This is a genomic window from Bacillaceae bacterium S4-13-56 (genome assembly GCA_040191315.1).
GTDB lineage: Bacteria > Bacillota > Bacilli > Bacillales > JAWJLM01 > JAWJLM01.
This window is the reverse complement of the sequence record JAWJLM010000001.1, coordinates 22,876-35,434: the sequence shown is the minus strand read 5'-3', so window position 1 is coordinate 35,434 and position 12,559 is coordinate 22,876. Positions and strand designations below refer to the sequence as shown.

Below are 12,559 nucleotides of genomic sequence, written 5' to 3'. Positions count from 1 at the left end.
ATGAAATCACTCAACCTTTGGATATTCCTTGATGACAGGAGTTTGAACATGTCGAACTAAAATCACATCTTCCCCTATATTGATGATGTTTTTCCAAGGTATTACCCACTCTTCCACTTGACCAAACATTCCCATTACCTTCCCTTTGGTTGTGATCACAATTGCCCGAATAACCCCTTGATGAATGTCAATATCTAAATCTGTGAGATGTCCTAATTTTTTACCTGTATCTACAGCGACAATATCTTTCACTTGGAGTTCTGAAATAGTAATCATCTAAAACACCGCCTTTAGTAAACTATATGCGGTGTTTGGGAAAGGATTGCAATGATTTTTTGTTAATTAGGAAGTAGTAAAAGAAGCACTACCCAACGGGCAGTGCTGAAATTTAATCGAAAATTTGCTTGTTCATTTCACTTATTGCTGCTTTTTCCAATCTGGAAACTTGAGCTTGAGAAATACCAATTTCTTCGGCTACTTCCATTTGAGTTTTCCCTTGGAAAAATCGCTTATTAAGTATCATCTTTTCTCTTTCATTTAATCTATGCATCCCCTCTTGCAGTGCAATTTCATCGATCCATATGGAATCTTTATTTTTCTCATCACTTAGTTGATCCATAACAAAAATCGGGTCCCCCCCATCATTATAGATGGGCTCAAATAAGGATACAGGATCTTGAATAGCATCTAATGCAAAAACAACATCGGAATGAGGGATGTCCATCTCTTTTGCAATCTCAGCTGCTGTTGGTTCTTTGGAAGTTTTATTAATCAATTTTTCTCTTACTTGTAAAGCCTTATAAGCAATATCACGTAATGAACGTGACACTCTTATAGGATTGTTATCTCTTAAATAACGTCTTATTTCACCAATTATCATTGGTACTGCGTAAGTTGAGAATTTTACATTTTGACTTAAGTCAAAGTTATCGATTGATTTCATTAAACCGATACAACCAACTTGAAAGAGGTCATCAACGTTTTCACCTCGGTTATTAAACCTTTGTATGACACTTAATACGAGACGTAGATTTCCATTTACAAGCTGTTCTCTTGCTTCTAATTCTCCAGCCTGCAACCTTTTAAACAACACACGCATTTCTTCATTTTTGAGTACTGGTAATTTTGATGTATCTACTCCACATATCTCAACCTTATGTCTTGTCACTGCATTCCCTCCCATATGGAGTTGGTGTATGCGTTAGTATTACCGTTGGGGGGAATTTTATGCAGTTGTGGAAATAGAACAAAATGCCCCGAGTAATTCAGGACATTCTAGAAAACGTTATTTATTCAGGGTTTTCTTACTTTCATTCAAACCATTTTTTTAAATTCTTTTTGTAATCTTTTTATGATTTTTTTTTCTAATCTTGAAATGTAGGATTGTGAAATCCCAAGCATATCTGCTACATCTTTCTGTGTTTTTTCTTCTTGACCCACTAATCCAAATCTTAATTCCATAATTTGTTTTTCACGGTCATTCAGTTGTTCAAGAGCTTTTATCAATAGTTTTCTATCTATTTTTGATTCTAGCCCCTTTGTTATAATATCATTTTCTGTACCTAATACATCTGATAACAACAATTCGTTTCCATCCCAATCAATATTAAGTGGTTCATCGAATGACACCTCTGAACGTAGTTTGTTATTTCTTCTTAAGTACATTAATATTTCATTTTCTATACACCTTGATGCATATGTGGCTAATTTAATTTTCTTTTCTGGATTAAAAGTGTTTACAGCTTTTATTAATCCAATCGTTCCAATACTGATAAGATCTTCAATATTTATACCTGTATTTTCAAATTTTCTTGCAATGTATACTACAAGCCTTAAATTTCGCTCTATTAATACTGCTCTTGCCGCCTTATCTCCTTTTGGTAATCTGGTTAAAAGCTCTTGTTCTTCTTCCTTTGAAAGTGGTGGTGGTAGAGCTTCGCTACCTCCTATATAATAAATTTCTTTTGGTTTTAAACCTAACCGCTCTTTTAGCTTGTACCAGAATAGTTGAAGTCGCAATCGCAGTAACCTCATGATTTTCTCCCCTTTTCGTTAGTATCAGAATTATGAAGCAGTAGAAGTGGAGTCAATCCACATATGTGGATGTAACAAACAATGATAACTCTCGTCAGTCGTCATTTGACCAAACTGAATCCCTATAAAAACCTTTGAAAATATTTGTTTCTTGTCTTCAATGGTACAAATGACTTGTTCAGGCTTTAAAGTCAACATAAATTCACTTATTCCCTTTGCTCCCTGATATGGAATCATATGAATTCTTCCAATCCACTTTTCTGGAAGAAGAGAAACGTCAAACGTTTCATGGACTGTTTTTAAACTTTGCCACTCTTCATGGTCAAACCACTGCTTAATAAAAGGTTCATCTACTAATAAGACAGGTCGCTTTGAAAAAGGGTCTACTAACTGATTCCCCGTATCAAGCAATCCTTGAGTGGAATAGGAATGACCATTCATTTTAATTGTTACAGGAAAAAGTTGATCTGTTTTTAATTTAAAAGCAAATAATTCCTTCATTCGATTATGCAAAAATATCCAAATCAATGGGAATAAAACAATGACATAAATCCAAGTCACACCAGCTCCTATTCCGGTTCTATTGGTAAGGAGTATTCCATCTTGAATATGAAATGGCTCTCCCAACAAAAAATAAAACCCTACCATTCCTCCTCCTAATGCAAATGTTGCAAAGTAAAAAGTGAGCCATTTTTGAAAAAACATTCGGATATTTTGAAAATCAAAGGTTACCCATACAACTGCCATGGAAAAAAGAATTTTTCCAGGAATCGACTCTAATGGTGAACCTGGAAAATATACAGAAAGGGGAACGATCACAGAAGCAAATATAGCCCCTAAAATAATTCTTCTCTTTCGCAAAAATGTTCTAGTCCAGGCTGCAGTTAACATTAAAATCATGGCATCAAGTAGCACATTCAGTAACCAAACGGCATCTAAATAGATAGTCAAGATTGTCTTCCTTTCTATTAAAGGAATCATTAATGGTTAGTATAAAAGATAGAGCCAACAAAGTGTGTCGGATGTTGCCATGAATTTAGTTCTTTTTTTCTCCATTTTTTGTTGTTTCTGTTCTATTCAGTCGATTAATATTTAGAAATAATTCTTGACTTTTGAATATAAAAAAACGACTGATTAGTATCAGTCGTTTTTGCGTTGGTTTATCTTCTACGATCTCTATTTCTTAAAAAGGTTGGAATATCAAGTGTATCCTCTTCATAATTTGTGTGAGCCGGAGCTGTTTCTCTTTTGGATTCTTCTCTTTTTCTTTGAGGTGTAACCTTCCCAAGGATCCTTGGTTTTTGAGCTTGCATTTGATTTTCATCAAAGCCTGTAGCAATAACAGTAACTATGATCTCGTCCTTTAAGGTTTCATTGATGACAGAACCAAAGATCATATTTACTTCTTGATCTGCTGCAGAAGAAACGATATCCGCTGCTTCTTGTACCTCGTAAAGACTTAGGTTTGTCCCACCTGTTATGTTCATTAATACGCCTTGAGCACCGTCGATCGATGTCTCAAGTAGTGGAGAAGAAATGGCTTTTTTAGCAGCTTCTTGTGCACGATTTTCTCCAGTTGCAACACCAATACCCATAAGTGCTGAACCTTTGTCAGACATAATGGTCTTAACATCAGCAAAATCCAAGTTTATTAATCCAGGGACAGCAATCAAATCGGATATCCCTTGGACCCCTTGACGCAAAACATTATCTGCCTCTCTAAACGCTTCTAGCATTGGGGTGTTTTTATCTACAATTTCAAGCAATCGGTCATTTGGGATGACAATTAGAGTATCCACATTTGATTTGAACGCATCAATTCCACCAGTTGCTTGAGCAGAACGCTTTCTGCCTTCAAAGGTAAACGGTCTAGTAACAACCCCAACAGTTAATGCCCCAATCTCCTTAGCGATTTGAGCAATTACAGGCGCCGCACCTGTCCCAGTGCCTCCACCCATTCCTGCCGTGACAAATACCATATCCGCTCCTTGCAAGACTTCCTCAATCTGCTCTTTGCTTTCTTCAGCTGCTTTTCTCCCTACTTCAGGGTTAGCACCCGCTCCCAACCCACGAGTTAACTTCGTTCCTATCTGCATTTTCACTTGTGCTTTGGACAAATTTAAAGCTTGAGCATCCGTGTTAACAGCTATAAATTCAACACCTTGAACTCCATGTTCAATCATTCGATTTACGGCATTACTTCCACCGCCACCAACTCCGATAACTTTTATCGTTGCTAGCGGCTCCATACTTGTATCAAAATCCAACATTTTCGTTCCTCCTATTTTGCAAGATTCAAAGTTTCAATGAAGTTAATTTCATGGAGAAAGGGAACGTCTTATTCATCAAAAAAGTATTTAAAGAAGTTCGACAAGCCCGATTCCTTTGGCTTCTTTTGACGTTTATCTTTTACGGGAACCTTTACTTTTTTCACTTTTGCTTCTGGTGAATGAGTAGAAACAGCTTGGTTTAATTGTTTCCCTTGTATTTTGGCATTGGAGTAGGCAAATTGCAATATTCCAACGCTAGACGTAAATTGCGGTTCTCTTACCCCTATGTAATCCGGTATTGCTACTCTAACATTAGATTGAAATACATCATAGGCAAGGTCAAGTGCCCCTGGCATACTCATTACCCCACCAGTCAATACAAATCCTCCAGGCACATCTTTATATCCTAATCTACGAACTTCTTGATCTACAAAAGCAAATATCTCTTCAAGCCTTGCCTCAATCATATCAGAAATTTGCAATTGATTAAATGATTGTTTTCTATCACTTCCAATTATAGAAACCTCGAAAGAATCCTCTTCAGAAGCATGATCAAAGTATGCATGTCCAATTCTTTGCTTAATTTCCTCAGCTTCCTCAGTTGAGGTACGTAAACCAATGGATAAATCCTTAGTAATCATATCCCCACCTAAAGGAATAACACTAGACCCCTTGATGTGTCCATGCTCAAAAAGAGAAACTGTTGTACTTCCTCCACCAATATCAACTAATGCAACTCCTAAATTTTTTTCATCTTTTGACAAAGCAACGGAGCCTGCTGCTAAAGGTTGGAGACAGATATCTAACACTTCAAGATTTGCCCTTTCAACACATTTCAACAAATTGTGCAAAATGGTTTTCGAGCAAGTGATAATGATACCTTCCATTTCCAAACGAACACCAATCATTCCTCTTGGATCTTTAATTTCATCCAAACCATCTACAATAAATTGTTTTGGTATCACATCAATAATTTCTCTCTCTGGCGGGATAGACATGACTTGAGCAGCATCTATAACTCTTGTAATATCTTCGTTTCCTATTTCGCGGTTTTCACTCGAAACAGCTACAACTCCATGACATGGCTGCATCTGTACATGATTTCCGTTAACTCCAACTATTACACGATCTATATTCATTCCAACCATTCTTTCAGCTTGTTCAACTGCGTTACGAATGGATTGAACAGTTAAATCAATATCTACAATGGCACCTTTTTTCATACCTTGAGATTTAGCTGTACCTACACCGATTATGTTCAATGTATCTTTTAAAACTTCACCTATGATCACTTTAATTTTTGATGTACCAATATCCAAGCTGACTAAAATTTCATTGTGATTCAAACTAAGGCACCTCCTACAATATAAGGCCATCGAATATATCAAAATGGTATCGAATTATCCAACAAATAACAACGAATGGCATTTTCCAAAAGTGTAAATTTAATCAAGATTAAGAAATAAAGTAAAACTTGAATCGGTGGGGCTTTCTTCATCCCCCACTGATTGTTAGTACCCATGGTTGGGTATGACTTAAAGGTCCTGGAATTAATCGGACACTTACGGGTAAGCCAACCATGAAGCAAGCTTTACCAACAAAGATGAAAAATTTAATGTTTTATTTTCATGGGAGTTTATCCGCCCACCTACTCTTCTCATTTTACTTAAGATTTGATAAGCATGAGGGATAAAAATAATGAAAACTAAAAAAGTCACCTCTATTTAAAATAAATGAAACATACAGTTTGTATTTCCACAACAATTAGATATTTTCCTTCTTATTTCTAATGATTTTTTTTGATTTTCTTGTAATTCTTAAATTTTTCTAGCAAAATTCGACGTGCTACAGCAATATTTTGAAAAATTCGCACTCCAAATGCAAAAACAGCTACTAAATATAAGTCTATCCCAAGCTGCAATCCCAAGAAAGCTAAAAATGCAGCTAATAAAATATTAGTAAAAAATCCCGATACAAAAATACTTTCATCAAACTTACCTTCAAGATGTGCTCTTGTTCCACCAATTAATGTGTCAAAAGCCGCCAACAAAGCAATGGACAGATAATTTGTATAAGTATCATTGAGATGAAAATCAGTTAATAATCCCAAACTGATACCTATTAACAAGAAGAGAACGGGTAACCACAAATTGTTCACCTACTTTGTATGTTCTTCAGCTAGCTCTATTTCAACAATCTCTATATGGCCTTCGTATTTGGGAAGTGTCACTTCTTCTACTTTTACAGTAATTTCCATGTCCTCAATTGCAAATATGTCCCTAGACTCACTAACCTCTAAAAAATCCCGAACTCGGTCTGGATAATCAGTGACAACATAGATATGAACGGGAAGTGGAGGAACAGGCCGTTGATTCACATAGGTCCTTCCGTTTACTTCTCTAATTGGTGAAATGGAGGTTAACCTCTCTGTTTCAATTGCAATATGATCGGCTCCAAACTTGTTTAGTTCATTAATCAATCTTCGTAATAAATCTGAAGATAGAGTTGGATAAGTCTGTGCCTCCATACCTATCCCATACAAAATAGGGGAAATGGTAATCGTTAAGCCAGTCGAAGTGATTTCTGTTAACCCTGCCTGCTTTTTCAAAGAGCTTACTGAGTCTTGTAATGTGTTTATTTTTTCTTCCTCACTTGCTTCTGTGTATTGTTCAATGGTTTCATCGATTTTTTCTAATTCTTTATATAAATATTGTTGGTTTTTTTGCTCTCTTTTAATTTCTTCTCTTACTTCAAATAAATCTCTAGTATCACGGATCTCGGGTTGCCCAACACTTTTTAGTTGGAGAGTTACCATATAACCAATGAGTAAGAAAATAACAGAAAATATAACCTGTTGCTTTATATTCCTCATCTTATTCACCCGTTCGTTAATCTTGCATTCATTTGAATTTCTTGCTTCTTTTGCAAAGTTACCGTTATATTTTCAGCAACAAGCTCATCTACTACACCTTGTGTTAGCTCTAAACTCTTGTAAAGAGTATCTTGATCACCAATAGCTGATATAGTAAACGGAGATGGAAAGCTTTTGCCATCAACGGATATGACTGGTCCAACACATGATATAAAACTATCATGATAGATTCTTTGACCATTAATGGCGATTGCAATTGCCCCTGCAGCATACAATTCATGTATGACCTTTAATACATGACCTTCATGTACAATATATTGATTTATATTTCCCTCACTAGGTACATACTCTGCATCTTGAAGAGTGACTTCGACACCAGAACCCATGATAGGTAACCCCCCGGTTAGCATCTGCAATTTTGTTTTCTCATCTACATAGTTAGACAGGATAGATTCTTGAGAGGCAAGATTAGATTCTAATTCATGGACCCTAGTCTTCTTATTTAAGAGCTCAGTTCTCAATTCTTTATTTTTTTGTTTGATTTCCACCAATTGTTGTCTGTAAGTATAATCCTCATTAAGTGATTCTGAAATCCGTTTATTTTCGGATTGTTCTTTTGTATATTGATAACTAAAGGCAACCATAAATCCGAAAACAAGCAATACCAATGCTAATATGACATCATTACCCCTCAATTTCATCGTTGTCCACTTCCTCATCATTCTCATTCAAGGGTTTAAAAAAAGCACCAACATCAATATGTAAAACGCCCGGTTTATTTGGGTCAATTTGTTGAGCAATAGAAGGGTAGGCTAACATCTTTTGACTAAATCTCCGAATAGAGGTATGAACTTCAAGTCCATTGTTCATATAAAGCTTTACTCGATAGGGGTTTTCATCTGTAGGAATCCAATGAATCTCAGAAATAAGATTAGAAATAGATAATGGGAGGTTTGTTAACTCTTCTGTAAACTCTGAAAGATAGATTCCTTCCTCAAACCCTAGAAGAATAGGTGCATCTCCATTAGGCAAATTCATAGGTTGATTGATCAGCTCTGTCCCATTTTCGAGTATTGGAAAATAAGAGCCATCTATCTTAACATATCCCACACGATGAAATTCAGTAATTGTAATAATCAAGCTTGAAGGAAAGTTCCTTTTTACAGAGACATTTTTTATTTCCGGTATTTTTAGCAAGGCTTCCTTTACATCCTTCTGTTCTACCTTCCAAAGATTGTCACCAAGTTGAATTCCGCTTTGAGAAATGATAAAGTCCTTTTCCAATGATGTGTTCCCCGTAACACCTATAGTCTTTATCCCACTTAAAGGAGACTGAAGATAAACAATAATACCAATAAGCAAGAAAAAAATGGACAGGTAGAACACTAATCTTCGATTTGCTTTTTTCTTTCTGGACTGTTTTAACTGTGGTATTCGTTCCTCAATGGAGATTATTTTTTTATCTGACATATATATATCCCCTCAATAAATTCTCAACTTGGATTAGTACTATGAAAGAAAGGAAACGGCATACAAAGATGCCGTTTCATCATGATATAGAAGCATTATACCATAGAGGTCTGTATAAAATCGAAGGGAATTTTATCCCAAAACAAAGTATTTTTCTTTAGTTTTTCTATAATTTTTAGAGTTTCTAGTTAATAATTTCTACCTCAGTGTGCAAATCAATTGAAGTTTTTCTTTAATGGTTTTCTTCACATGTTCAACAAGGGCAATTACATCTTCAAACATTGCACTCTCAGTATTTATAATAAAGTGAAACTTCAATCAGTGGCCGGCCCTTACTGTAATGAAGGGAATGCACCTTTTAAATAAGCAAAAAGCCCGCCGATGACGAGCCTTAAAGGTGGTTTTCTTAAGTTAATACTTTGCATGTTGACTGATGTTTAGAAGGACCCCCACTGAGCACAATGTAAGGGTTAATGATGATCCTCCATAGCTAAGGAAAGGTAAGGTAATTCCTGTAACAGGAATTAATCCTGTAACGACTGAAATATTAATCATCACCTGAATGGAAATCATACCAACAATTCCTAATGCTAACAAAGTTCCAAACATATCTGGACTTCCCAAAGCTATTCGAATGCCGCGCCATAAAAATAAAAAGAACAATAAAAGAACAAAAGTTCCTCCAATAAAACCCAGTTCCTCTGCTAATATCGCAAAAATAAAGTCAGTTTGTGGTTCAGGAAGATAAAAGAATTTTTGAAGACTCTGACCTAACCCTAACCCCATTAACCCGCCTGGCCCAATGGCATATAAGGATTGAATAATTTGGAACCCACTACCTAATGGATCCTCCCAAGGATTTAAAAATGCTGTAATTCTTTGAATCCTATAGGGAGCTGAGGCAATCAATCCAACAAACCCTGCAATTCCAACTATCCCAAGTCCAATAAAATGTGATATTTTTGCCCCAGCAATAAACATAAGTAACAAGCTCGTACCAACTATTACCACACCTGTCCCCAAATCTGGCTGTAACATAATTAATCCAAAGGCAGCAAGAACAATAGAAAATGGAGGGATAAAACCTTTTCTAAAAGACTGGATTGATTTTTGATTCTCTGTTAATAATTTAGATAGGAACATGATTAAACCTAGTTTCATGAATTCCGAAGGTTGGATACTAAACGCTCCAATTCCAATCCAACTTTGAGCTCCTCCTCTGACTAAGCCGACTCCTGGAACCAACACTATCCCTAACAAAATAAAACAGATGATTAAAATTGTAGGAGCATAAGTTCTCCAAGTCAAATAAGGAATTTTCATAATAAAAAACATAGCAATTATCCCTGTTACTGCAAATAACAGCTGACGCTTTGCATAGAAAAACTGATCATTAAATTTGTATTCACTCCATACTGCTGAAGCACTATAAACCATGACTACCCCAATGGTTAATAATGTAAAAACCAAGATAAGAAATAGCCAATCTGGTCGGTTGTGCAGAAGTTTTGATTGCAAAAAAACACCCCATTTCGAACATAAATGGGGCTTGGCACATCAGAGAAACAAGCCCCTACTCTAATGTATGCACAGCATTCATAAACATGTCTCCTCGTTCTTCAAATGTACGATATTGATCCCAACTCGCACATGCTGGAGATAACAGAATGATGTCACCCTCTTCAGAGATTTCATAAGCCTTAACGGCTGCTTCTCTAACATTATCGACCTTTATAATTTTTGTTATTCCTTTTTGTTTTCCTATTTCCTTAATTTTTTCTGATGTTTGACCAAAAACAACTAACGCCTTTACATAATTAAGATGAGGTAATAAAGAATCAAAAGAATTTCCTCTATCTAATCCACCTGCCAGCAGGATAACAGGTTGTTCAAATGCCTCAAGTGCTTTAGATGTAGCTAAGATATTCGTTGCTTTTGAATCATTATAAAATCGCCTGCCGTTTAATTCTTTGACAAACTGTAATCTGTGCTCTACCCCACCGAAAGTTTCAAGAACATGAACAATAGATTCATTATTAACCCCAATGAGTTTGGAAGAAGCAATAGCTGCAAGAATATTCTCTAAATTATGTTTCCCCACAAGTACTACCTGGCTTAATCTAATAACTCGTTCATCTCGAAAATAAATCCATTCATCATCTACCCAAGCTCCTTCTAACTGTTTTGAAGTAGTTGAAAAGGGGATTACCTTTGCTTTACATTCTAAAAGAAACTGTCTAATAGACAAGTCGTCAGCATTGTATACAAAATAATCATCGGAGGTTTGATTTTTAAAAATCTTCGCCTTTGCTTTGGCATATTCATCCATGGTCCCGTGGTAATCTAAATGGGCTTCAAAAAGGTTTAACCACACAGATATGTGTGGACGAAAGATTTGAATCCCCATTAATTGAAAAGAGGATAATTCTACAACAAAAACTGCTTCCGGATCAGCTTCACTCGCTACCAAAGAAGCAGTCTTTCCAATGTTTCCAGCTATTTCTACCGGTATATGATCTTGTTCAATCATCTTATAAATTAAAGTAGTCGTTGTCGTTTTACCATTGGAACCTGTAATACCAATAATCGATCCCTTTATCATTCTTCCAGCTAAATCAACTTCAGTAATCACAGGTATTTTTCTTTTTATTGCTTCCTTAACAATAGAGTTCGAATAAGGAATACCAGGGTTTTTAACTACTAATTCAATATCAGATAAAACAGTGAGTGGGTGACCACCGGTGATGACTTCAAGACCTTCCTTTCTAAGTTCCTGAACCAGCGGATTTTTACCCTCCTCTTGGTAATCATTGATCCGCACCATACAACCACTACGATGAAGAAGCCTTGCAGCTGCTTCTCCGCTTTTTGCAAGGCCTAAAACAAGTATATTTTTGTAGGGAAAATTCTCTAATTTGTTCACGTCAACCACACCTCAATATATAATCCTAATGCTGCAAATAATAGGCCTACAATCCAAAAGGTAGAAACGACTTTCCATTCAGACCATCCCAACAACTCATAATGATGGTGTAGAGGACTCATTTTAAATACCCTTTTTCCAGTCGTTTTAAAAGAAATTACTTGGATAATAACAGATAATGTTTCAACAACAAATACCGCCCCAATAATAATTAATAAAAGCTCTAATTTTGTAAGTATAGCGACTGTGGCAATTGCTCCACCTAAAGCAAGGGATCCTGTATCCCCCATGAAAACCTTAGCAGGATGTGCGTTAAATACTAAAAATCCAAGCAACGATCCAACAATAGCCATACAAAATATAGCAATCTCGGGTTGAATATTTCCATTCCATGCTAAAATACCAAACGCTGCAAAAGCAATGGCTGCCGTCCCAGCTAGAAGTCCATCAAGGCCATCCGTTAAATTCACCGCATTAGAAGAACCAACTAACATAAATAAAATAAAGACAGGATAAGCCAACCCAATCTCCCATTGAATATCTGTACCTGGAATTTGAATATAAGTTGGGAAACCGTGCGACCTTAAGATCGCATAGACAACTATTGCAATAACAAGTTGCCCTATAGCTTTCTGTTTGGAGGTTAAGCCTAAATTTCTTTTATTTATAATTTTTATAATATCATCTGAAAATCCAATAAGTCCGTAACCAATTAATACAAATAAAAGTAACAAAACCTCAAAAGACATTGGGTTGAGATTAAATTGTGAATTGACAAGCAAGGTTGTAAATATGATTCCAAAAATAATCATGACACCGCCCATAGTAGGCGTTCCTGTTTTTTTTATATGAGATTTTGGACCCTCATCTCTTATACTCTGCCCGAATTTTAATCTCCGTAAAAAAGGAATGATAATAGGAGAGATGAGTACTGTAAATAAAAATGATATAATTAAGGTAATAAGCAATATTCCCTGGTTCATTTCAATC

At 35.8% G+C, this 12,559-nt stretch carries 13 protein-coding genes and 1 pseudogene; all 14 read right to left on the bottom strand.

Going from position 1 to position 12,559, the window contains the following annotated elements; translation table 11 throughout:
* Nucleotides 1-6 precede the first annotated feature (6 nt).
* Nucleotides 7-276, bottom strand: a complete 270-nt coding sequence (locus tag RZN25_00180) for a YlmC/YmxH family sporulation protein (protein MEQ6375249.1) — start codon at nt 274-276, stop codon at nt 7-9.
* A 112-nt stretch (nt 277-388) separates the two neighbouring features.
* On the bottom strand, nt 389-1,168 hold the full coding sequence (gene sigG, locus RZN25_00175) for an RNA polymerase sporulation sigma factor SigG (protein ID MEQ6375248.1): 780 nt from the start codon (nt 1,166-1,168) through the stop codon (nt 389-391).
* A gap of 146 nt (nt 1,169-1,314) precedes the next feature.
* Entirely contained in the window at nt 1,315-2,034 is a 720-nt protein-coding gene (gene sigE / locus RZN25_00170; GenBank protein ID MEQ6375247.1) for an RNA polymerase sporulation sigma factor SigE, read from the bottom strand.
* 30 nt (nt 2,035-2,064) lie between these two features.
* Nucleotides 2,065-2,985 (bottom strand): sigma-E processing peptidase SpoIIGA, encoded by a 921-nt coding sequence (gene spoIIGA / locus RZN25_00165; protein ID MEQ6375246.1) that lies wholly within the window; start codon nt 2,983-2,985, stop codon nt 2,065-2,067.
* Between the two features lie 209 nt (nt 2,986-3,194).
* Nucleotides 3,195-4,304 (bottom strand): cell division protein FtsZ, encoded by a 1,110-nt coding sequence (gene ftsZ, locus RZN25_00160; GenBank protein ID MEQ6375245.1) that lies wholly within the window; start codon nt 4,302-4,304, stop codon nt 3,195-3,197.
* A 68-nt stretch (nt 4,305-4,372) separates the two neighbouring features.
* A complete protein-coding gene (gene ftsA / locus RZN25_00155) occupies nt 4,373-5,650 on the bottom strand; it encodes a cell division protein FtsA (protein ID MEQ6375244.1) in 1,278 nt (425 codons plus the stop codon).
* 440 nt (nt 5,651-6,090) lie between these two features.
* A complete protein-coding gene (locus tag RZN25_00150; GenBank protein MEQ6375243.1) occupies nt 6,091-6,453 on the bottom strand; it encodes a small basic family protein in 363 nt (120 codons plus the stop codon).
* A 9-nt stretch (nt 6,454-6,462) separates the two neighbouring features.
* Entirely contained in the window at nt 6,463-7,176 is a 714-nt protein-coding gene (locus tag RZN25_00145; protein ID MEQ6375242.1) for a DUF881 domain-containing protein, read from the bottom strand.
* Between the two features lie 5 nt (nt 7,177-7,181).
* Nucleotides 7,182-7,877 (bottom strand): DUF881 domain-containing protein, encoded by a 696-nt coding sequence (locus RZN25_00140; protein ID MEQ6375241.1) that lies wholly within the window; start codon nt 7,875-7,877, stop codon nt 7,182-7,184.
* Complete coding sequence (locus RZN25_00135; GenBank protein ID MEQ6375240.1) at nt 7,861-8,646, bottom strand: FtsQ-type POTRA domain-containing protein; 786 nt, start codon at nt 8,644-8,646, stop codon at nt 7,861-7,863. Before RZN25_00135 ends, RZN25_00140 begins: the two co-directional genes overlap by 17 nt.
* Before the next feature lie 184 nt (nt 8,647-8,830).
* A pseudogene (locus RZN25_00130) lies at nt 8,831-8,955 on the bottom strand (UDP-N-acetylenolpyruvoylglucosamine reductase).
* 102 nt (nt 8,956-9,057) lie between these two features.
* Nucleotides 9,058-10,164: a stage V sporulation protein E gene (spoVE, locus tag RZN25_00125; GenBank protein MEQ6375239.1), complete on the bottom strand. Its 1,107-nt coding sequence runs from the start codon at nt 10,162-10,164 to the stop codon at nt 9,058-9,060.
* 55 nt (nt 10,165-10,219) lie between these two features.
* A complete protein-coding gene (murD, locus tag RZN25_00120; GenBank protein ID MEQ6375238.1) occupies nt 10,220-11,569 on the bottom strand; it encodes a UDP-N-acetylmuramoyl-L-alanine--D-glutamate ligase in 1,350 nt (449 codons plus the stop codon).
* Nucleotides 11,566-12,552: a phospho-N-acetylmuramoyl-pentapeptide-transferase gene (gene mraY, locus RZN25_00115; GenBank protein ID MEQ6375237.1), complete on the bottom strand. Its 987-nt coding sequence runs from the start codon at nt 12,550-12,552 to the stop codon at nt 11,566-11,568. The genes murD and mraY overlap by 4 nt, the downstream gene beginning before the upstream one ends.
* Nucleotides 12,553-12,559: the final 7 nt, after the last annotated feature.

Bases quoted from the DNA above. Each gene is read 5' to 3' on its own strand.
- RZN25_00180 (MEQ6375249.1), bottom strand. From the start codon at position 276: ATGATTACTATTTCAGAACTCCAAGTGAAAGATATTGTCGCTGTAGAT.
- sigE (MEQ6375247.1), bottom strand. From the start codon at position 2,034: ATGAGGTTACTGCGATTGCGACTTCAACTATTCTGGTACAAGCTAAAA.
- mraY (MEQ6375237.1), bottom strand. From the start codon at position 12,552: ATGAACCAGGGAATATTGCTTATTACCTTAATTATATCATTTTTATTT.
- RZN25_00140 (MEQ6375241.1), bottom strand. From the start codon at position 7,877: ATGAAATTGAGGGGTAATGATGTCATATTAGCATTGGTATTGCTTGTT.
- ftsZ (MEQ6375245.1), bottom strand. From the start codon at position 4,304: ATGTTGGATTTTGATACAAGTATGGAGCCGCTAGCAACGATAAAAGTT.
- RZN25_00145 (MEQ6375242.1), bottom strand. From the start codon at position 7,176: ATGAGGAATATAAAGCAACAGGTTATATTTTCTGTTATTTTCTTACTC.
- RZN25_00135 (MEQ6375240.1), bottom strand. From the start codon at position 8,646: ATGTCAGATAAAAAAATAATCTCCATTGAGGAACGAATACCACAGTTA.